We start from the raw sequence: 19,508 nt of genomic DNA, 5'->3' as shown, positions 1-19,508 counted from the left end.
AATCGCCGGGTCAAGCGTAGGCAATCGCGAGCAACACCAGACCGAGGGCGATGCGGTAGAGCACGAAGGGCAAAAAACTCGCGCGCGCCAGCCAGCGCATCATCAGCAGGATGGCCACCCAGGCGCTGACAAAGGACAGGACCATCCCCACCAGCGCGTCGTATTCGAGTTGCACATTGCCGGACCGGTAGAGATCCACCCCGGCCAGGACGGCGGCGCCGATAATGGTCGGGATCGAGAGCAGCAACGAGAACCGCGCCGCATCCACCCGGTTGAGCCCCACGAAACGGCCCATGGTCATGCAGATGCCGGACCGGCTCACACCGGGCACAAGGGCCAGGGTCTGCGCAACGCCGATCGCGAGCGAGCGCCCATAACCCAGGTGCGAGAGATGCAGCCGGTCGCTCACCCGATCCGCCAGCCAGAGCACGATCCCGAAGATCAGCGTCGTCCAGGCGATCAAGCCGACATACCGCGCCGAGTCGGTGATCAGGTCCTTGGCGAGGAAGCCGACCACCACCACGGGGATCGTGGCCAGCACCAGTTGCCAGCCCAGATGCCAGCCTTCGCCGCGCTTGCCGCCCAGGCCGCCGATCACGCCGCGCACGATCAGCCAAAGGTCGCGCCGGGCATACAGCATGACCGCCAACAGGGTGCCGACATGCAGTGCGACATCGAACACCAGGTCGGCGCCGGCGTTCGCACCCATGGTCGCCATCCCCTCCTCGGCGCCGAACACGCGCACCAGGATCAGGTGCGCCGACGAACTGATGGGCAAAAACTCGGTGATGCCCTGAACGAGGGCCAGCAAAACAACGGCGGATAGCGACATGGGCTTACAGGTCCGGCTGTTCGGGCGAAAGGCGTGGGCAAGTTCTAAGCCGGTAGTATCGCCGCACAAGCGGACGCGAGCGCGCATTCCCTCTCGCGGTCGGCCGGTGGCGCGCTATATTCCCCGCATGGCAACGCTCTACCACCACCCGCTCTCTCCCTTTTGCCGCAAGGTTCGGATCCTGGCGGCGGAAAAGTCGATTCCGGTCGCGCTCGAACAGGAAACGCCGTGGCAGCGCCGCCCCGAATTCCTGGCCATGAGCCCGGGCGGCACCGTGCCGGTCTGGATGGAAGACGACGGCACCACCATCGCCGATTCGGCCGCCATCTGCGAATATCTGGACGAGATTTCCGATCCGCCCGGCCTGATCGGCGAGGAGCCGATCCAGCGGGCGGAGACCCGCCGGCTCACCGCCTGGTTCGACGGCAAGTTTCACGACGAAGTCACCCGCTATGTGCATGGCGAACGGCTGCTGAAGCGCTTGCGGCGCGACGGCGAGCCGAACTCGGCAGCGATCCGGGCCGGACGGCAGAATCTGGTCACGCATCTGGCCTATATCGACTGGTTGACCGACCACCGCAACTGGCTGGCCGGTCACGACTACAGCCTCGCCGATATCGCCGCAGCGGCGCAGTTGTCGGTGCTCGACTATCTGGGGGAGGTGCCTTGGGACGAGGCACCGGGCGCGAAGGAGTGGTATCAGCGCATCAAGTCGCGCCCGACCTTCCGGTCCATCCTGGCGGATTCCCTGCCTGGCTTCCTGCCGCCGGCGCATTATGCCGACCTCGATTTCTGAGGCCGTGCCGGACATCTGCGAAGCCCTGTCGGCCAAGGACTTTGCCCCTTTTCTTCCGTCGCGAACCGCACAGGCGTATCAAATTACGGCCGATGCGGTCTTGGCAGGCATTCGCCCGAGCCTATCTAGTCCCTAACGGATCGCCTCCCCGGCCGTTGCGCCGATCCCTAAACGGAAAGGACCCATCCATGCGAGCCATCCTTGTCGCCAGCCTGATCGGGCTCAGCGCCATGACAACGCCCGTGCTGGCCGAAACGGCTGCGCCCGTCCAGGATCGCATGGTCCTGGCCGTCACCGAGGAAGCCTGGGTCAAGACCGAGACCGCACGGGTCATCGTTGAGGTCAAAACGCTGGTGACCGACGCCGCCAGCCGGGACAAGGCCGCCAACCCGACGGCGGTGCTGGACAAGGTCGGCCTAGGAGAATGGCACATCACCGGCTCGCACCGCGCGCAGACCGACACCGGCTACGAGCAATTGCTGGTCGTAGCCGAGGCGCGGCTGACACAATCGGCCCTGGCCGGCATTTACGACCGCGCCAAGAGCGCGGGCGAAAAAGGGCGCACCGTGCGGGTGCTGGCGGTGGATTTCTCGCCGTCGCTGCAGGAGCGCGAGGCCACGGCTGCGAAACTCCGCCAGACCATCTATGCGCGCGCCGCAGCCGAGGCCAAAGCCGTTGCGAGCCAGTTTCCCGACCGGGGTTTCCACGTGCACGAGGTGATGTTCCGCGACGGCGCCCAAATGCCCCGCCCCCTGCCCGCACAGGTGCGCACCATGGCGGCCGAAAAACAGTACGATGCGGCGGCCGCGGCACCGCCCGCACAAGAGCCGGTGTCGGAGCGCATGGAGATGACGGCACGGGTGATTATCGCCTCGTCCGACCGGTAGGCGCCAAAGGCGACCCTATGCCCACCTTGCCGCAGACGCCGGTCTGCGGCATATCAAACAGAGATATGGTAAGCGCCTCGCTCGGGGCGCGTCGGTTTGCACAGGGTTTCGGACAATGGCTCTAGCGCGCGTAGTGGTGTTTGGCGGCTCCGGCTTTATCGGGCGGCATGTGGTACAGCGGCTCGCGGCGGCCGGGCACCCGGTCCGCGTCGCATGCCGCGACGTCGAGGCAGCGAAGACGCTGAAGCCGATGGGCGCCGTCGGCCAGATTTCCCCGGTCCTCACCAATATCCGCTATCCGGAAACGGTCGCGGCGGCCTGCGAGGGCATGGACTGGGTGGTGAATCTGGTCGGTATCCTGCACGAAAGCGGCGCGCAGCAGTTCGATGCCGTGATGACGGAGGGCGCGGAATACGTCGCCCGCTACGCCGCGGCGGCCGGCGCCGCCAAACTGGTCCATGTCTCGGCCATCGGCGCCGACGCCGCGAGCGAGTCCTTTTACGCGCAATGCAAGGCCGCCGGCGAGGCCGCGGTCCGCAGGGTTTTTCCGTCCGCCACAATCCTTCGGCCCAGCGTGGTCTTCGGTCCGGAAGACGATTTCTTCAACCGCTTTGCCGACCTCGCCCGCTTCTCGCCGATCCTGCCGCTGATCGACGGCGGCGAGACCCGCATGCAGCCGGTCTATGTGGGCGATGTGGCAGACGCCATCTGCCGCACGCTGAGCGACGATGCCTGTGCGGGCGAGACCTATGAGCTCGGCGGCCCGCGGGTGATGTCGCTGAAAGAGATCATGGCCTACACGCTGGCCATCACCGGCATGAAGCGCCTGCTGTTGCCCTTGCCTGCGCCGTTTGCGGCGATCCAGGCCCGGCTATTCGAACTGCTCCCCAACCCGCCGCTGACCCGGGACCAGTTGAAATTGCTGGCGACCGACAATGTCGTCGGTACGGGTGCCAAAGGGCTGGAGGATCTGGGGATCACGCCGACGCCGGTCGAATCGGTGGTACCGCGTTATCTCGGCCGTTTCCGCGGCCTGCAACCGTCGGACTCCCACGGCACGGCCGGCCCTGCGGACGCCTGAAACATGGTCCGATGGTCGATGTCGACCATCGAAACACAACCATAACGCGCGTCGCACGGTAGGCTTCCAAGCTTGCCATGCGCGCGCGAAATCGGCACAACCGAACCGTCGATCACAGAACGGACCTTCCCGTCGGCATGCCCCAACCTCGCCGCCTTCGTGACGCCGGCCGTCAGGCCGCCAGCTTCGACCGCATCCGCCAAGCCCATCAGACGGAAATGGCGGAGGATTATGTCGAGTTGATCAGCGACCTGATCGCGGTCAACGGCGAGGCGCGGGCCGTCGACCTGGCCGAACGCTTCGGCGTCAGCCATGCCACCGTGAACAAAACCCTGGCCCGCCTGCAGCGGGACGGCCTCGTGGTCTCGCGCCCCTATCGCAGCATTTTCCTGACCGACGAGGGTGAGGCGATGGCGAGCGAATCCCGCCGGCGCCACCGCATCGTGCTGGCCTTCCTGCGCGCCATCGGCGTGAGCGCCGCCACCGCCGAAAGCGATGCGGAAGGCATGGAACATCACGTCTCGGACGAGACCCTGGCCGCGATGGAAGCGATCACCCGCGACGGGCCGGCCAAGAGTTGAACTCGCTGCTCCTCACCGGCCTGGGCGCCATGCTGATCCAGCAGGCGTTTGCCACCGTCGCCAAAACGACGCTGCCGGTGTTGGGCCCCCTGGTCGCCGACGACCTGCACCTGGACCCCGCCTATATCGGCGTCTTCGTCAGCGTCACGGCTGCGTTCGGCCTGTTCGCGACGCTGTCCTGCGGCAATTTCATCCGCCGCTATGGCGCCTTGCGCATGAGCCAGCTCACGCTGCTGCTGGTCGGCAGCGGTCTGGCTGTGCTCAGCCTGGGCCTGCTGCCGACCATGCTGCTGTCGGCGGCATTGCTGGGCCTGGGGGCGACCGTCGCCACGCCCGCGTCCAGTCACATCCTGGCCAAGCACGCGCCACCGAAATACGCGCCGGTGGTGTTCTCTATCAAGCAAACCGGAGTTCCGGTCGGCGTGATGCTGACCGGCCTCACCCTACCGCACATCGCCGCCGCCCATGGCTGGCCCGCCGCCGCCCTGACCGCTGCCGCCGGCTGTTGCCTGCTGGCGCTGCTGCTGCAGCCGATCCGCGCCCGCTTCGATGCCGACCGCATCCCCAGCCAGAAACTGGCCTGGACCGATGCGTTCGGCACGCTGCGCATGGTCCTCTCCGCGCCCGACCTGCGCCCGCTGGCGGCGGCCGGGTTTTCCTTCATCGGCCTTCAGGCGGTGTTCACCACCTTCACCGTCACCTATCTGGTCGAGGTGGTGGGGCAGTCGGTCGCGACCGCGGGCGGCGTGTTCGGGCTCGCCATGACCATCGCCATTCCCGCGCGCATCGTCTGGGGCTGGGTCGCCAGCGGCTGGCTGCCCGCCAACCGCATGCTGGCCGGGTTCGGCCTCGCCATGTTCGTCGCCGTGGCCTGCATGGGCCTGATCGACAGTACCTGGCCCATGGCCGGCATTGTCGGCGTCGTGCTGGCCTGCTCCGCGACCGCGGTGAGCTGGCATGGCGTTCTGCTGGCGGAAACCGCCCGCCTCGCACCGGAGGGTCAGGTCGGCAGCCTGACTGGCGGCGTGCTCGCCTTCGGCAATCTGGGCCAGATCCTGCTACCGAGCGCCTTCAGCCTGCTGGTCGTCGTCAGCGACAGCTATCTGGTGGCGTTTACCGTGTGCGGCCTGCCCGCAGCCATTGCCGGCCTCTGGCTGTTCGGCGGAACCCGTCCCCGGCTCCGCCCGCTGACGACGTTGCGATAACGGACGGCCCGCGCGTCAGAAGCGGATCACCCAGCGGCCCCGGCTGCCGCCGGCTTCCAGCGCGGCGTGGGCTTTCGGGGCCTGCTCCGGTGTCACCGTGCCGGCGACCCGCAGGGTCAGCTTGCCTTCCTCCACCAGGGCGCGGAGACGGTCGAGCTTTTCGTATTCGCCGTCATAAGTGCGCACCCAGGTCTGCGTGAAGCGAATGCCGCGGACCGGCTCGGCCGGCTTGAAGCCGCGAATGGCCGTAAACGCGCCACCGTCCTTCACCGCCGGGATCGCCGCCTCGTTCAGCAGGGCGCCGTCGGCCAGCCCGTCGACTCCGCTGGGAAAATGCCGGCGGACCGCGTCCGCGAACCGGTCGCCGCGGGGAACGACGATGTCGGCACCCAGGGATTTCAGCAAGGCCTCATCCTTCGGCGCCGCGTCGGCGATGACGGTCAGCCCCTCGCACTTGGCCAGTTGGATCACATACCCGCCATAAGCGCCCGGGCCGCCGGTGACGGCCAGAACCTGCCCCGGCCGGAGTTGCAACAGGTCCAGGGACAGCCGGGCGGTGAGGCCGTTCATCGGCAGGGTGCAGGCCTCGACCGGGCCGACGCCCCGCGGCACCGGCACAACGGCCCGCTGGTCGAGCACAATCTGCTCGCGATAGGCCCCATGTGCGCCGTCCGGCACAATCATGGCCATGACGGGGTCGCCGACCTTTACGCCGGTGGAGACCCCTTCGCCCACCTCGTCGACGACACCGGCCGCGTCCATGCCGGGCACATAGGGCGGCGGATCCTTTTTCTGGTGCTCGGCCCGTGAGCCATTGCGCGCCATGGTGTCGGTCGGGTTGACCGCCGCCGCCTGCACGCGGATGCGGACCTGTCCCGGCCCGGCGTGGACTTCCGGAACGTCGACCACCTGGAGCACTTCGGGCCCGCCATGGACCATCAGACCGACTGCGCGCATGACTTGCTTCCTTTTCCCTCGCTGTGGGCGTCCAGGATAGGGCGAAGCCGGATCGGTCTCGACCCCGATTTTCATGGCCTCCCACGGCCAGGAGACGGTCGACAAAGCCGGCGACCGGTGGAAACATCGGAGGACCAACCGGGAGGCCGCGCGCCATGACGCTCAAACTCTATTCGAATTTCGTCAATTCCGCCGGCGAGCGGGTGCGGATCGCCCTGGCACTGAAGGGCATCCCCTATGAATACGTGTCCGTGCGCGCCATCGGCTACGACGCCTACAAGCAATTGAACCCGCAAGGGCTGATGCCCGCCCTAGAGGTGGAGGGCCGCACCTTCGCCCAGGCGACCGCCATCCTGGAGTTTCTGGAAGAAACCTATCCGACGCCGCCCTTGCTGCCGGACGACCCGGTCCGGCGCGGCCAAGCCCGCGCCTTCGGCCAGCACATCACCTCGGAAATGCACGCCATCGACGTCATCCGCGTGCGCCGTTTCCTGCACAACCAGCTGGGGGTGGACGAGGCCGGCATCGCCCTCTGGCAGCGACACTGGTTCGACGTCGGCTTCCGCACCCTGGAGGAGCATCTGCGTCGCCGCGAAGAACCCTGGGCCTTCTGCTTCAGCGAAACGCCGGGCTGGGCCGACCTGCATCTAGTCCCCCAGGTCCGCAAGGGCATCAGCCGCTTCAAGGTCGACATGACGCCCTTCCCGCTGATCGCCGGCATTTTCGAGCGCTGCGCTGCGCTGCCCGCCTTCATCGCCGCCGAGCCGCGGAACCAGCCGGATTTCCCGGGCGAATGGACCGAACCCGACATCAATGCCGGCGAAGGGCTGGTCTGACCCGGTTCGCGACCGCCCGGCGGTATCCGTCTCGCACGATCCGTTTGCCGCGCCGCGGCGCCATCCGCTAGTCTGGTTGCCAACGACCAATCAATCGAGGAACGGCGCGCCATGGACTTGCATCTGGCCGGAAAAACTGTGCTCGTGACCGGCGCTTCCAAAGGCATCGGGCTTGCCTGTGCCAAGGGTCTGGCGGCGGAGGGCTGCCACCTGCATCTCGCCTCCCGCACCGAGGCGGACCTGCTCCAGGCCGCGGACGAGATCCGCTCGGCCCATCAGGTGAATGTCTCGGTCCATCCGATCGATATCGCGGTGCGAGGCAATTCCGAACGGCTGGCGGCGGATTGCGGCGCCATCGATATCCTGGTCAACAATGCCGGCGCCATCCCGCCCGGCAGCCTGCAGGACGTCGACGAAGCGATCTGGCGCGAGGCCTGGAACCTGAAAGTGTTCGGCTATATCAACCTGACCCGCGCCGTCTATCCAATGCTGAAAGCCAAGGGCGGCGGCGTCATCGTCAACGTGCTGGGCATGGCCGGCTTTTCCCCCAATTTCGCCTATATCGCCGGCTCGACCGGCAATGCCGGTCTGATGCATTTCACCCGCGCCATGGGCGGCCGCTCCGTCGACGACGGCATCCGCGTGGTCGGCTGCAATCCCGGGCTGGTGGTGACCGAGCGCATGATCACCATGTGCAAGGGCTGGGCCAAGGACCGGCTGGGCGACGAAAGCCGGTGGCAGGAAATGGTCCAGAAGGACCCGCCCCCCCGGCAAGCCGGAGGAGATCGCCGACCTGGTGGTCTATCTGGCCAGCGACCGGGCCAGCCATATCACCGGCACGGTGATCAACATCGACGGCGGCGCGTCCTCACGGTAACGTTTCCGCCACCGCATTTCCTACCGCATCTGGAGTTTCTCCCCATGCCCACTCTCGAATTCTTTTTCGACGTCTCGAGCCCCTGGACCTATCTGGCCTTCGAGCGCATCGAAGGCGTCGCCGCCCGCACCGGCGCGGAACTGGTCTGGAAGCCCTTCCTGGTCGGTGGCGTGTTCAACAAGGTCAACCCGTCGGTCTATCAGCGCCGCGAAAACCCGGTTCCGGTGAAAGACGCGCATTACCGCAAGAGCATGGAAGACTGGGCCGCCTATCAGGGCCTCACCCTGATCCGGCCGAGCGTGTTCCCGCTGAACAGCGTCAAGGCGCTGCGCGGCGCGTTCGTCGCCATCGACCAGGGCAAGATCGTCGACTATGCCCGCGCCTGTTTCGAAGCCTATTGGCGCGACGACAAGGACATCTCGAAGGAAGACGAGTTGCGGGCCGTGGTGACGAAGGCCGGCATGGACCCGGATGACTTCTTCGCCAAGATCGCCACCGACGAGATCAAGCAGCGCCTGTTCAACACCACCGACGAACTGATCGAACGCGGCGGCTACGGCTCGCCGACCCTGTTCGTCAATGGCGACGACATGTATTTCGGCAACGACCAGATGGAACTGGTCGAGTGGGCGCTGAAAGGCAAGAAAACAGCCGCCTGACCCAAAGGGGGGGGGGGGACGCGACCCTGGCGGTCCGCTCCCCCATTCTTGAGCGATCAAAAGGATCTGCCGCGCCATGCAACTGGGCCTGTTCACCTACAATGTCGAATACGGCGCCCGCCCGGACGATCTGGCCCGGGCGGCGGAAGAGCGGGGCTTCGAGAGCTTCTGGGTCGGGGAGCACACCCACATCCCCGCCTCGCGCCAGACCCCTTATCCCGGCCCCGGCCCGTTGCCGAAACCCTACTACCACATGGCCGACCCGTTCGTGTCGCTGATGGCGGCGGCGGCCGTCACCAAGACCATCAAGCTCGGCACAGGCGTCTGTCTGGTGGCGCAGCACCATCCGATCGCGCTCGCCAAGACCGTGGCGACGCTGGATCATCTCTCGGGCGGGCGCGTGCTGCTGGGCGTCGGCGGCGGCTGGAACCGCGAGGAGTGCGAGAACCACGGCGTGCCCTTCCCCCGGCGCTGGAAGTATCTGCGCGAAAGCGTCGAGGCGATGAAGCGCATCTGGCGCGAGGAAGAGGCCTCCTATGACGGCGACATGGTCCGGTTCGAGCGCATCATCTCCTACCCGAAGCCGGCCCAGGCCGGCGGCCCGCCCGTCATCTATGGCGGCGCGACCGAAAAGGGGCGGGAGCGGGTGGCGCGCTATTGCGACGGATGGATTCCCATCGACGTGCTGATCCAGGACCTGCCGGATCACATCGCCGACGTGCGCCGCCGCGCTACTGCCCATGGCCGCAACCCCGACACCATCGAAATCTCGGTGTTCGCCTTCCAGGGTGCTGACCTGGACGCGCTGAAGGCCTATCGCGACATGGGGGTGAAGCGCACGGTCCTGGTGACGCCGCGGCGCCTGGACGATGCGCTGAAGGCGATGGACCATCTGGCCGGGTTCCTGCCCCAGGTCGCCTGATGGCTGCCGATCCGCTGAAAGCGCTCGGCCAATATCGGCCCTATGGCTGGCTTGGGACGGTCGGAGTGATCCTGCCCTCCGCCAACTCGGTCATGGAGCCGGAACTGGCCAAACTGGCGCCGGTCGGAGTCACCTATCACGGCGCCCGCACGCCGGTGCGCGGCGTGCCCAGCCAGGCCAGCCTGGACGCGATGGCGGCGGGAACCGAAACCGCCGCCGAAGATCTGGCCAGCGCCGAGGTCGACCTGATCCTTTACGGCTGCACGTCCGGCAGTTTCATGACCGATGGCGAGCGGTTGGTGGCCCGCCTGGAAGCCATCGCCGGCACACCGGCGACGACCACGGCCGCCTGTGTCCTGGCCGCACTGCGGGCGCTGGGTGCGCAGCGCGTGGCGCTGGCAACCCCCTATCGCCGGTTCATCACCGACGGCGAGGTGGCATGGTTGGAAGCGGAGGGCTTCGCGGTCACGGCCGCCCTCGGCCTCGACATGGGTGAGACCGAGCGTGAACGGCGGGCCATCAACCGCATCCCGCCGGAGGTCTGCTATCGCCTGGGCCGAGCGGCGGACCGCCCGGACGCGGACGTGCTGTTCCTGTCCTGCACCGCCATGGCCAGCCTGCCGGTGGTCGAAGCGCTGGAGCGGGATTGCGGCAAGCCCGTCATCACCTCCAACCTGGCAAGCGCGTGGCACACATTGCAGCGGCTGGGTGTGCGCGAGCCCCTGCCCTGGCCCTGCCGCCTGGCCGTCGCCGGCTGAGACTCAGTCCGCCCCGGGCGTGGCCAGACCGAAGGCCGCTTCGTCGTCCAGGCCGCCGTCGGGCACGGCGCCCGAAAGCGCTGGCGGCGGCTCGTTCGGCGGGGCAGGCACCGGCACGCCCAGGCTTCGGGCCAGCCGGCCGATCGGTGCGGCAAACTCCGCCGCGTCGTCCGAGACCAGCTTGATCGCCTTGTGGCCGCGCATCGCGCCCAGCGATCCGCGCAAGAGGGTGGTACGGCCGGCCGTGTCCGGAACGCGGATTTCCAGCAAGGTATCGGCATCGGAGGACAGCGGCAGCACGTCGCCCACCTGCCACGACATCACCCGTTCGAACGGAACGGACAGCCGTTCCAGTTCGACGTCGGCCGCCAGCCGGGTGTCCATCACCGCACCGGTGAGGTGGCGTGCCCATTCGCGATCCTGTCCGGTCCGTTCGCCGCGATAGACATCGCTCAAATAGCGTCGGATCGGCTCCAGCATCGCCATGGGAAGGACGACGTCCATTTGGCCGCTGCGGTTGGCCTCGCCGATTTCCAGGTGCAGGCCCAGGGCCAGCGCCAGTGACTGGTCGGCGGCGATGGCGGCAAACTGGGGCGCGGTCTCGACCCGCGAACACACCAGGGAAACCGTACCGATTTCGGCGCGCGCCGCCGTGAAGGCGAGCGCCAACTCACCCAGGGCCGCATCGACCATCCGCGACGCCAGCACCCGATCCAACCGGGTCGCGACCCGCCATTCCGGCTCGAACCCCGCGTCTTCGTCGGCCCCCAGCAGAAATTCCAGATTGGCCTCCGCAATGCCGCCGTCGATCACCACCAGCCCGCTTTCCGGCCAGGGCGTCGCCGCGAACACGCAATACAGGGCCGGATGGGTCACGGTCTCGAGAACGGCACCGAAGCGCTTGATGTCCTTGTGCGTCGGATAGGCGGCCACCGGCGCCCCGTACAGGATCGTCAAGCGCTGCGACAGCAACCGGACGAACTGCCCGCACACCACGTCCAGCAACGGGTACCGGTCGAACCGGTCCGTGGTCTTGTCCAGCTTGCCCCGCAGCGTGTTGCCGTGTGGCGGATGGGCGGGGGATGGGCGCGACGCGGCGGTCAATTCCATGGCTCCGGATCTGTCCGAAAAGACGACGGGAGCGACAACTCCACCCGCACAATCTGATCGATGGCGGTGAAGGCCCGCTTAATGCCGGCCTTGCGGCAAGGACGCGATCCGCTAAGCTTCGCGGCAACGAAACGCCCCATGGGAGACCTCTGCGCGATGAGCATCATTCCGAACATTGCCAAGGACAAGCTGCGCGCCGGCGAACTGGCGCTCGGCTTCGGCGTGCGCCAGGCCCGCAGCGTCGATATCGCCAAGATCGCCAAGGTTTGCGGCTATGACTGGCTGTTCATCGACCTGGAACACAACACCATGACCATCGACATGGCGGTGAACATCTCGCTCGCCGCCCTCGATGCCGGCATCACGCCGATCCCGCGGGCCAGCGCGCACGAACGCTTCCAGACCTCGCGCCCGCTGGACGGCGGCGCCCAGGGCATTGTCGTGCCGCATGTGGACACGGTCGAAGAAGCCAAGCGCGTCGCCGACCAGGCGCTGTTCCCGCCGCTGGGTCACCGCTCGATCTCCGGCACGCAGCCGCTGCTCGGCTATCAGAGCATGCCGATTGCCGACATGGCCAAGACCATCAACGACAACTTGCTGGTCACGGTGATGCTGGAGACGCCGACGGCCATCGCCAATGCCGACGCCATCGCCGCCGTTCCCGGCATCGACTGCCTGCTGATCGGCACCAACGACCTCTGCGCCGAGATGGGCATTCACGGCCAGTACGGTCACGAGAATGTCGCCAACGCCTATGACACCGCGGCCGCCGCCTGCCGCAACAACGGCAAATTCCTCGGCATGGGCGGCGTCTATGACGAAGAACTGGCGAGCAAATACATCCAGAAGGGCGCCCAGCTCATTCTCAGCGGCCAGGATCTGGGCTGGATGATGCAGGCCGCCAAGGCCCGCTCCGGCTTCCTGCGCTCGATCAAGCGCTAGCCCGCGGCGGGAGGACCGGCCCCATGCCCCTCGGCTATGCCCTGCCGCTCGCCGACACCGGCGGCAACCCCGTCGACGTCAAGACATTGGCGCAGACCGCGGAAGGGCTCGGCTTCTCCTATCTGGCCTGCCCGGATCACGTGCTGGGTGTGAACGCCGCCAGCCGGCCCGACTGGGGGCAGATGAACACCTCGGCGGACACGTTCGTCGATGCGTTCGTGTTGCTGGGCTTTCTGGCCGGCGTCTGCCCCAAGGTCGGGTTTTCCACCGAGGTGATGATCCTGGCCCAGCGCCAGGCGGTGCTGGTGGCCAAGCAGGCGGCCTCGCTCGCCACCCTTTGCGGCGAGCGCTTCCGCTTCGGCGTCGGCATCGGCTGGAACCCGGTGGAGTTCGTCGGCCTCGGCATGGACTTTGCCAACCGCGGCCGGCGGTCGGAGGAGCAGGTGCGGGTGATGCAAGCGCTCTGGGCCGACGATCACGTCACCTTCAAGGGCGAATGGCACGATATCCAGGATGCCGGCATCAACCCGCGCCCGCCGTCCGGCAAGGTGCCGCTCTGGTTCGGCGGGCACGCGCCACAGACGATCCGGCGCCTCGCCCGCTATGGCGACGGTTGGATGTATCTGAACCATCCGCCGGGCGACGACGCCCTCCGCGACTTCGACACGCTGCGGGCTGCATGGGCGAAGGCCGGACGCAGCGGCGAGCCCGGCCTGTCCGTCCGGCTTTCCGCTGGTGCCGGAACACCAGCGGACTGGCGGCACACCATCAAATTCTGGCAGGACGCCGGCGTCTCGCACTTCACCCTGCACAACGCCTATTCCCGCAACGAGTTCACCCGTATCGAAGGCCGCACCGTCGCGGCCCATCTGCAAGCCATGGTCCGCTATCACGAGGCTGTCGCCGACCTGTTCTGAGGCGCGCCACGTCGTCGTCATACCGCCGTGTTGGCTTTCGCGGCCGGATCGTTCGCGCCATATGTCCAGTGAGCGAACCGGAACGGAGGCAAGGCATGGCACGGCGCCGACTGGTCATCATGGGCGCGGCAGGGCGCGACTTTCACAATTTCAACATCGCCTGTCGCGACGCCCCACACCTGGAAGTCGTGGCCTTCACGGCGACCCAGATCCCCGGGATCGACGCCCGGCGCTACCCGGCGGAGCTGGCCGGCCCGCTCTATCCCCAGGGCATTCCCATCCTGCCGGAAGCCGACCTGGAGGCCATTTGCCGGCGCGAATCGGTCGATGCGGCGATCTTCGCCTACAGCGACGTCACCCACGAGCACGTCATGCACACCGCCGCCCGCGCCGCAGCCTGCGGATGCGACTTCGAGTTGTGGGGACCGGACCGGACCATGCTGGACAGCCGGAAGCCGGTCGTCTCGGTCACGGCGGTCCGCACCGGCTGCGGCAAGTCCCAGGTCAGCCGCTATCTGGCCAACCGCCTGGCTGGGGCGGGCATCCGCGCAGGCGTCATCCGCCACCCGATGCCCTATGGCGATCTCGGTCGGCAAGCGGTGCAACGCTTCGCCGCCTTCGACGATTTCGACCGCGCCGAATGCACCATCGAGGAACGCGAGGAATACGAGCCCTATGTCGAGGCCGGCCTCGCCATTTTCGCCGGTGCGGACTATCAGCGGATCCTGGCGGCCGCGGAGGCGGAAGCGGACGTGGTGCTCTGGGACGGCGGCAACAACGATTTCGGCTTCGTCCGCCCCACCGTCTCCGTCGTACTGGTAGATGCGTTGCGGCCCGGCCACGAAACGCGATACTGGCCGGGCGAGGTCAACCTGCGCATGGCCGACATCGTCGTCATCGCCAAGGCGGATGCCGCCCGGCCGGAGGACATCGCCGCGGTATCGGAGGCCGTCCGCCGCCACAATGCCCACGCGTTGGTAATCGAGGGCGCGTCGCCGGTTCGGCTCGAGGACGAAAACGCGGTTCGCGGCAAGCGTGTGCTGGTGGTGGAGGACGGCCCCACCATCACCCATGGCGGCATGGCTACCGGCGCCGGCTACGCCGCCGCCCTGACGGCGGGGCCGGCCGAGATCCTCGATCCCCGCCATAGCGCCACCCCGGCCATCGCGGCGGTCTACCGGCAGTATCCGCATATCGGACCGGTTCTGCCCGCGGTCGGCTACAGCCCGGACCAGCAGCGCGCCCTGGCCGAGACGATCCGCTGCAGCGGCGCCGATGTCGTGGTGGCCGGAACGCCGATCGACCTGGCGAAACGCCTGGAGGCCGTCCAGTGGGACGGCCCGCCGGTCGTGCGGGCGCGCTATGCCTATGCGGACCGGCCCGGCCACGACCTCTGGTCCGCGGTTGCCGGGCGCCTGGATTTGGCGTCGGAGTCCGGATCGGGCTAAGGTCGGGGCCGGCGAAATGTTACCAAACGGCAGCGCATCGCGCGGACAGAATTGAGAAACGGAACCCGGTATGGATCGCGGCACCCAGATCAATTTTTGGTATTTTATCCTGGCCTTGCTGGGCGTCGTCCTGCTGCGCGACCTCTGGGTCGAAAACGAGTATGTCGACACCGTTCCCTACAGCGTATTCGAACAATACGTCGCCGACGGCATCGTCAAGGAGGTGACCATCAGCGACACCTCGGTTCGGGGAACCCTGAAAGAACCGCGCAACGGGAAAACGGCGTTCGTCACCACGCGGGTCGAACCGGACCTCGCCAAGGAATTGCAGGGCAAGGGCATCATCTATTCCGGCGCGGTCCAGCGCACCTGGCTGACGACGCTGCTGTCCTGGTTCCTGCCGGTGCTGCTGTTCTTCGGCCTCTGGATGCTGTTGATCCGACGCATGGGGGGCGGTGGCCTGGGTGGCATGCTGAATGTCGGCAAGAGCCGCGCCAAAATCTATGCGGAAACCGACACCAAGGTCAGTTTCGACGATGTCGCCGGCGTCGACGAGGCCAAGGCGGAACTGGTGGAAGTCATCGAGTTCATGCGCAACCCTCAGAGCTATGGCCGCCTGGGAGCGCATATTCCGAAGGGCGTTCTGCTGGTAGGGCCGCCCGGCACCGGCAAGACGCTGCTGGCCCGCGCCGTGGCCGGCGAGGCCGGCGTGCCATTCTTTTCAATTTCCGGCTCGGAATTCGTCGAACTGTTCGTCGGCGTCGGCGCCGCCCGCGTGCGCGACCTGTTCGAGCAGGCCCGCAAACAGGCCCCGGCCATCATCTTCATCGACGAACTGGATGCGCTCGGCCGCGCCCGCGGCGCCATGCCCATGGCCGGCGGCAATGACGAGCGCGAGCAGACCCTGAACCAGTTGCTGGCCGAACTGGACGGGTTCGACCCGAGCGAGGGGCTGGTGCTGCTGGCCGCCACCAACCGGCCGGAAATTCTCGATCCGGCGCTGCTGCGCGCCGGCCGCTTCGACCGGCAAATCCTGGTGGACCGGCCGGACCGGGTCGGACGGGTGCAAATCCTCAAAGTGCATATGCGCAAGATCGCGGCCGGGCGAGACGCCAATCCGGAAGAGATCGCCGCGCTCACCACCGGCTTCAGCGGCGCCGACCTCGCCAATCTGGTGAACGAGGCCGCGCTGATGGCGACGCGCCGGCGCAGCGAAACCGTCGACATGCAGGATTTCACCCAGGCCATCGAACGTATCGTCGCCGGCCTGGAAAAGCGCAACCGCCTGCTCAACCCGAAAGAGCGGGAAATCGTCGCCTATCACGAGATGGGCCACGCCATCGTCAGCATGTCCCTGCCCGGCACGGACGAGGTGCATAAGGTCTCGATCATCCCGCGCGGCGTCGGCTCGCTCGGCTACACGATCCAGCGCCCGACCGAGGACCGCTTCCTGATGACCCGGGAGGAACTGGAGAACAAGATCGCCGTGCTGATGGGCGGGCGCGCGGCCGAATATCTGGTGTTCGGACATTTCTCCACCGGCGCGGCGGACGACTTGGCCAAGGCGACCGACATCGCGCGCAGCATGGTGGCCCGCTATGGCATGGACCCGGACCTGGGCTCGGTCACTTACGATTCCGACCGCACCACGTTTCTGGGCCAGAACGGCGCCTCCACCTATTTCGAGCGGCGCTACAGCGAGGCCACGGCGGCGCAGTTGGACCGGGCGGTGAAACAGATCATCGCCGACGTGTTCGAGCGCACCGTTTCCATCCTGAACAGCCGCCGAGACGAACTGGATCACACGGCCCACGCCCTGCTGGAGCAGGAAACGCTGGACGCGGAGACGCTGCGCCGCCTGATCGCGAAATCCGATGCCATCGAGGCAACGCCGACCGCCTAGCCCGGTCTGCCATCCGCATTGCTGACTGCTGGCGGTTGGGGCTAGTCTTCGGGCAGCAGAGTTCATACTCCCATCATTCGAGGAACGCCCCGATGGCCCAGATCGCCGAAGAACATCGCATGCTCCAGGAACTCGTCGCCAAATTCGTCGACGAGGAGTTGATGCCACTGGAGAAGAACGTGCTGGACCGTGAGGCGTCCGGCGGCGTCGGCGGCCTTTCGGCCGAGGAAGAGGCCGGCCTGTTCGCCAAGTGCAAGGAGTTGGGGCTCTGGGCCCTGGACGCGCCAGAGGAAGTGGGTGGCATGGACCTGCCGGCCCTGGCCCTGGTGGGCGTGAATTTCGAACTGGGCCGCACCGCCGTGCCCTTCGTCTTCCCGCCGGACGCGCCCAACATGCATATGATGGTGAAGGTCGCGAACGAGGAGCAGAAGCGCAAATACCTGAACCCCTATGTGACAGGCGATTTCGGCTCCGCCATCGGCATTTCCGAGCCCGGCGCCGGCGGCGATCCGGCGGAAATGCGCACCCGCGCTGTGAAGGACGGCGACCACTGGGTGATCAACGGCCGCAAGATCTGGGTCAGCCGCGTGCCCAAGGCCGATTTCCTGATCCTGATGGCGGTCACCGATCCGGCCAAGAAGGCTCGCGGCGGCATCACCGCCTTCCTCGTCGACAAGGGCACGCCCGGCTTCACCATCGAGCGCGAAATCAAGATGCTGGCCGGCGCCCGCACCTACGAACTGGTGTTCGAGGATATGCGCCTGCCGGAAAGCCAGGTGCTGGGCGAGATCGGCAACGGCTTTGGCCCGATGCAGCACCGCCTCACCGTGCGCCGCCTGCAAATGGGGGCTTGGTGCGTCGGCATGGCCAACCGGGCGCTGAAAATGATGTGCGAGCAGGCGCAGCAGCGCGTCACCTTCGGATCGCGCCTGGCCGAGAAGCAGGCCATCCAGTGGTGGATCGCCGATGCCGCCACCAAGATCCACGCCACCAAGCTGATGGTGCTGGACGCGGCGGAAAAACAGGACGCCGGCGTCGCCGACCTGCGCACCGAGGCCAGCATGATCAAGCTCTTTGCGACCGAGATGGTGAGCGAGGTCCTCGACCATGCCATGCAGACCTTCGGCGCCATGGGCATGACCAAGGAATTGCCGCTGCAACTCATGGCCCAGCGCGCCCGGCTGATGCGCATCTATGAAGGCCCGAGCGAGGTGCACCGCATGGTGATCTCGCGGCGCACCCTGCGCGAATTGGGCTGATCGCGCTTCCACTGCGGGCCCGCACCCAATGCGGGGCCAAGCCCGAGAGTCTCCCGCTGCACCAGGTTTTGGGGAGACACGCTCCGAGATTCCCCGGCCCACAGGCCGGGGAATCTCGATTTTTGCGAGAACGGAAGGCGGGTAGGACGCGAGGCTGGCTGGCGCTGCCTCGGATCGGCGCTCCGTATCGACCGAGCCGGGCGGGTTAGACCACCTGGTCGTGCAGTCGGTCGAGTGCGGCCCGGTCCAGTCCCAGCAGGTTGCCAGAACACCTCGTCGTTGTGCTGGCCCAGCGGTGCGCCGCCATCCAGCTTTGGCAGGTCGCCACCGGAAAGATGATGGGAAAGCCCGAAGAATGCCCGGCTCCACCGGTTGGTCCGAGCCATAGCGGAGCATCGGCCGCAACGTGCCGCGCTCGCGGAAATGCGGGTCGTCCATGACCTCCGGCAGGGTGCGCACCCGGGCGACGGGAATGCCGCCGGCCTCCAGCAGCGCGATCCCTTCGGCACAGGAATACGGGCCAAGCCGCCTTTGCACCTCCGGCGCAGCTCCGCCACGTGTTCGTGCCGGCCCGCATTGGTGGCATAGCGCGGATCGTTCAGCAGGTCGTCCGCGCCCAGTGCGCTGCAGGTTGCCAAAGCTTCCGCCAGCGCTCTTCCCCGCCAACGGTGATGATGACGTCGCCGTCGGTGAGGCGATAGAGGCCGGTGACGTCGTCGCGGCTGTCATTGCCGGCACGCGGCACCGACCGCGCCGCCACCACGTGCTCCACCGGCTCCATGAACATGAGGGTGGCCAGCGTGTCGGCCATCGAGGCGTCGAGATACTGGCCCTGGCCGGTCTTGTCCCGCACCCGGAGCGCCCCCAGGATCGCGTAGGCGGCATAGAGCGGCGTCACCAGGTCGCCGACGAAAAAGCCAACACGGGGTCGGCGGACCGTCCGCCGGGCCGTTCATATCCATGATGCCGGACATGGCCTGAATCTGGTGGTCGTGCGCCGGCAGGTCCTTGTAGGGCCCGGTCTGGCCATAGCCGGCAATCGAGCAATAGACGATGCCCGGGTTGACCGCCGCCACGTCCTCGTAGCCGAGGCCCATACGCCGCATCGAGCCCGGCGACAGGTTCTCGATCACCACATCCGCCTGCTTCGCCATCTCCAGAAACAGGCGGCGGCCTTCCGGGTGTTTCAGGTTCAGCGTGACGCTCTTCACCCCTTCCGAGCGTTTCAGGAAGCGGACGGACAGGTCGTCGTCGGTCTGCCGGTCCGGGTGGATACCCTTCGGACCGGCATAAGGGCCGACATTGCGGATCAGGTCGCCGATGCCGGGCGCCTCCACCTTGATCACCTCGGCGCCGAACCGCGCCAGCGTCATGCGAGAAACGGCCCCGCCAGAAAGACGGTGACCGAGAGCACGCGGATATCCTCCAACGGCTGCATGGTGTTTCCTCCAGCTTGCCGGCGCCGGGTGACCGCGCCGAGGCCGCACATTCCCGGCGCCATTGTGTCGCGGTTTTTCCCGATTGGCGAGGCGGCGCGA

The 19,508-nt window shown here is 67.1% G+C and carries 18 protein-coding genes and 1 pseudogene; 15 read left to right on the top strand and 4 right to left on the bottom strand.

Features of this window, described 5'->3' with window-relative positions; translation table 11 throughout:
• Nucleotides 1-10 precede the first annotated feature (10 nt).
• The gene (locus tag H6844_01425) at nt 11-832 is read right to left on the bottom strand and encodes an undecaprenyl-diphosphate phosphatase (protein ID MCB9928066.1); all 822 of its coding nucleotides are present in this window, start codon (nt 830-832) and stop codon (nt 11-13) included.
• A 127-nt stretch (nt 833-959) separates the two neighbouring features.
• On the opposite strand from H6844_01425, the gene H6844_01420 reads away from it, so the two are divergent.
• From H6844_01420 to H6844_01400, 5 genes are all read left to right on the top strand, one after another.
• Complete coding sequence (locus H6844_01420) at nt 960-1,628, top strand: glutathione S-transferase family protein (GenBank protein ID MCB9928065.1); 669 nt, start codon at nt 960-962, stop codon at nt 1,626-1,628.
• Nucleotides 1,629-1,816: 188 nt separating this feature from the next.
• A complete protein-coding gene (locus H6844_01415) occupies nt 1,817-2,515 on the top strand; it encodes a hypothetical protein (GenBank protein ID MCB9928064.1) in 699 nt (232 codons plus the stop codon).
• 115 nt (nt 2,516-2,630) lie between these two features.
• Nucleotides 2,631-3,596, top strand: coding sequence for a complex I NDUFA9 subunit family protein (locus tag H6844_01410; protein MCB9928063.1), 966 nt, complete (start codon nt 2,631-2,633; stop codon nt 3,594-3,596).
• 137 nt (nt 3,597-3,733) lie between these two features.
• Nucleotides 3,734-4,177 carry a manganese-binding transcriptional regulator MntR gene (gene mntR / locus H6844_01405; GenBank protein MCB9928062.1) on the top strand — a complete coding sequence of 148 codons (444 nt, stop codon included), beginning with the start codon at nt 3,734-3,736 and terminating at the stop codon, nt 4,175-4,177.
• Nucleotides 4,174-5,382 carry an MFS transporter gene (locus H6844_01400; GenBank protein MCB9928061.1) on the top strand — a complete coding sequence of 403 codons (1,209 nt, stop codon included), beginning with the start codon at nt 4,174-4,176 and terminating at the stop codon, nt 5,380-5,382. The genes mntR and H6844_01400 overlap by 4 nt, the downstream gene beginning before the upstream one ends.
• Nucleotides 5,383-5,397: 15 nt before the next feature.
• On the opposite strand, the gene H6844_01395 is transcribed toward H6844_01400, so the two are convergent.
• Nucleotides 5,398-6,339, bottom strand: coding sequence for an NADP-dependent oxidoreductase (locus H6844_01395; protein ID MCB9928060.1), 942 nt, complete (start codon nt 6,337-6,339; stop codon nt 5,398-5,400).
• A 155-nt stretch (nt 6,340-6,494) separates the two neighbouring features.
• Between H6844_01395 and maiA the strand changes: the two genes are divergently transcribed.
• From maiA to H6844_01370, 5 genes and pseudogenes are all read left to right on the top strand, one after another.
• Nucleotides 6,495-7,175 carry a maleylacetoacetate isomerase gene (gene maiA, locus H6844_01390; GenBank protein MCB9928059.1) on the top strand — a complete coding sequence of 227 codons (681 nt, stop codon included), beginning with the start codon at nt 6,495-6,497 and terminating at the stop codon, nt 7,173-7,175.
• Between the two features lie 111 nt (nt 7,176-7,286).
• A pseudogene (locus tag H6844_01385) lies at nt 7,287-8,052 on the top strand (SDR family oxidoreductase).
• A 44-nt stretch (nt 8,053-8,096) separates the two neighbouring features.
• A complete protein-coding gene (locus tag H6844_01380) occupies nt 8,097-8,711 on the top strand; it encodes a 2-hydroxychromene-2-carboxylate isomerase (GenBank protein MCB9928058.1) in 615 nt (204 codons plus the stop codon).
• Nucleotides 8,712-8,787: 76 nt separating this feature from the next.
• On the top strand, nt 8,788-9,633 hold the full coding sequence (locus H6844_01375; GenBank protein MCB9928057.1) for an LLM class F420-dependent oxidoreductase: 846 nt from the start codon (nt 8,788-8,790) through the stop codon (nt 9,631-9,633).
• A complete protein-coding gene (locus H6844_01370) occupies nt 9,633-10,391 on the top strand; it encodes an aspartate/glutamate racemase family protein (protein ID MCB9928056.1) in 759 nt (252 codons plus the stop codon). Before H6844_01375 ends, H6844_01370 begins: the two co-directional genes overlap by 1 nt.
• A 3-nt stretch (nt 10,392-10,394) precedes the next feature.
• Here H6844_01370 and H6844_01365 read toward each other — a convergent pair whose 3' ends face one another.
• Complete coding sequence (locus H6844_01365; protein ID MCB9928055.1) at nt 10,395-11,501, bottom strand: FliM/FliN family flagellar motor switch protein; 1,107 nt, start codon at nt 11,499-11,501, stop codon at nt 10,395-10,397.
• 156 nt (nt 11,502-11,657) lie between these two features.
• Here H6844_01365 and H6844_01360 point away from each other — a divergent pair, with 156 nt between their 5' ends.
• From H6844_01360 to H6844_01340, 5 genes are all read left to right on the top strand, one after another.
• On the top strand, nt 11,658-12,443 hold the full coding sequence (locus H6844_01360) for an aldolase (GenBank protein MCB9928054.1): 786 nt from the start codon (nt 11,658-11,660) through the stop codon (nt 12,441-12,443).
• A gap of 23 nt (nt 12,444-12,466) precedes the next feature.
• Nucleotides 12,467-13,360 (top strand): LLM class F420-dependent oxidoreductase, encoded by an 894-nt coding sequence (locus tag H6844_01355; GenBank protein ID MCB9928053.1) that lies wholly within the window; start codon nt 12,467-12,469, stop codon nt 13,358-13,360.
• Nucleotides 13,361-13,455: 95 nt separating this feature from the next.
• Nucleotides 13,456-14,808 (top strand): GTPase, encoded by a 1,353-nt coding sequence (locus H6844_01350; GenBank protein ID MCB9928052.1) that lies wholly within the window; start codon nt 13,456-13,458, stop codon nt 14,806-14,808.
• Between the two features lie 70 nt (nt 14,809-14,878).
• On the top strand, nt 14,879-16,711 hold the full coding sequence (hflB, locus tag H6844_01345) for an ATP-dependent zinc metalloprotease FtsH (protein ID MCB9928051.1): 1,833 nt from the start codon (nt 14,879-14,881) through the stop codon (nt 16,709-16,711).
• Nucleotides 16,712-16,803: 92 nt separating this feature from the next.
• A complete protein-coding gene (locus tag H6844_01340; protein ID MCB9928050.1) occupies nt 16,804-17,970 on the top strand; it encodes an acyl-CoA dehydrogenase in 1,167 nt (388 codons plus the stop codon).
• Between the two features lie 725 nt (nt 17,971-18,695).
• On the opposite strand, the gene H6844_01335 is transcribed toward H6844_01340, so the two are convergent.
• A complete protein-coding gene (locus H6844_01335; protein ID MCB9928049.1) occupies nt 18,696-19,343 on the bottom strand; it encodes a CoA transferase in 648 nt (215 codons plus the stop codon).
• Nucleotides 19,344-19,508 lie beyond the last annotated feature (165 nt).

It is taken from the genome of Alphaproteobacteria bacterium (genome assembly GCA_020638555.1).
Taxonomy (GTDB): domain Bacteria; phylum Pseudomonadota; class Alphaproteobacteria; order Bin95; family Bin95; genus JACKII01.
Note: the sequence above shows the minus strand (reverse complement) of the source record. Positions and strands in the feature narration are given on the sequence as shown.

What these genes read in the sequence shown, in the direction of transcription:
- H6844_01415 (MCB9928064.1), top strand. Translation starts at nt 1,817, where the DNA reads ATGCGAGCCATCCTTGTCGCCAGCCTGATCGGGCTCAGCGCCATGACA.
- H6844_01365 (MCB9928055.1), bottom strand. Translation starts at nt 11,501, where the DNA reads ATGGAATTGACCGCCGCGTCGCGCCCATCCCCCGCCCATCCGCCACAC.
- H6844_01375 (MCB9928057.1), top strand. Translation starts at nt 8,788, where the DNA reads ATGCAACTGGGCCTGTTCACCTACAATGTCGAATACGGCGCCCGCCCG.
- H6844_01425 (MCB9928066.1), bottom strand. Translation starts at nt 832, where the DNA reads ATGTCGCTATCCGCCGTTGTTTTGCTGGCCCTCGTTCAGGGCATCACC.
- H6844_01380 (MCB9928058.1), top strand. Translation starts at nt 8,097, where the DNA reads ATGCCCACTCTCGAATTCTTTTTCGACGTCTCGAGCCCCTGGACCTAT.
- H6844_01395 (MCB9928060.1), bottom strand. Translation starts at nt 6,339, where the DNA reads ATGCGCGCAGTCGGTCTGATGGTCCATGGCGGGCCCGAAGTGCTCCAG.
- H6844_01355 (MCB9928053.1), top strand. Translation starts at nt 12,467, where the DNA reads ATGCCCCTCGGCTATGCCCTGCCGCTCGCCGACACCGGCGGCAACCCC.
- H6844_01335 (MCB9928049.1), bottom strand. Translation starts at nt 19,343, where the DNA reads ATGACGCTGGCGCGGTTCGGCGCCGAGGTGATCAAGGTGGAGGCGCCC.
- H6844_01410 (MCB9928063.1), top strand. Translation starts at nt 2,631, where the DNA reads ATGGCTCTAGCGCGCGTAGTGGTGTTTGGCGGCTCCGGCTTTATCGGG.
- H6844_01350 (MCB9928052.1), top strand. Translation starts at nt 13,456, where the DNA reads ATGGCACGGCGCCGACTGGTCATCATGGGCGCGGCAGGGCGCGACTTT.
- H6844_01340 (MCB9928050.1), top strand. Translation starts at nt 16,804, where the DNA reads ATGGCCCAGATCGCCGAAGAACATCGCATGCTCCAGGAACTCGTCGCC.
- H6844_01360 (MCB9928054.1), top strand. Translation starts at nt 11,658, where the DNA reads ATGAGCATCATTCCGAACATTGCCAAGGACAAGCTGCGCGCCGGCGAA.
- H6844_01370 (MCB9928056.1), top strand. Translation starts at nt 9,633, where the DNA reads ATGGCTGCCGATCCGCTGAAAGCGCTCGGCCAATATCGGCCCTATGGC.
- H6844_01420 (MCB9928065.1), top strand. Translation starts at nt 960, where the DNA reads ATGGCAACGCTCTACCACCACCCGCTCTCTCCCTTTTGCCGCAAGGTT.
- hflB (MCB9928051.1), top strand. Translation starts at nt 14,879, where the DNA reads ATGGATCGCGGCACCCAGATCAATTTTTGGTATTTTATCCTGGCCTTG.
- maiA (MCB9928059.1), top strand. Translation starts at nt 6,495, where the DNA reads ATGACGCTCAAACTCTATTCGAATTTCGTCAATTCCGCCGGCGAGCGG.
- mntR (MCB9928062.1), top strand. Translation starts at nt 3,734, where the DNA reads ATGCCCCAACCTCGCCGCCTTCGTGACGCCGGCCGTCAGGCCGCCAGC.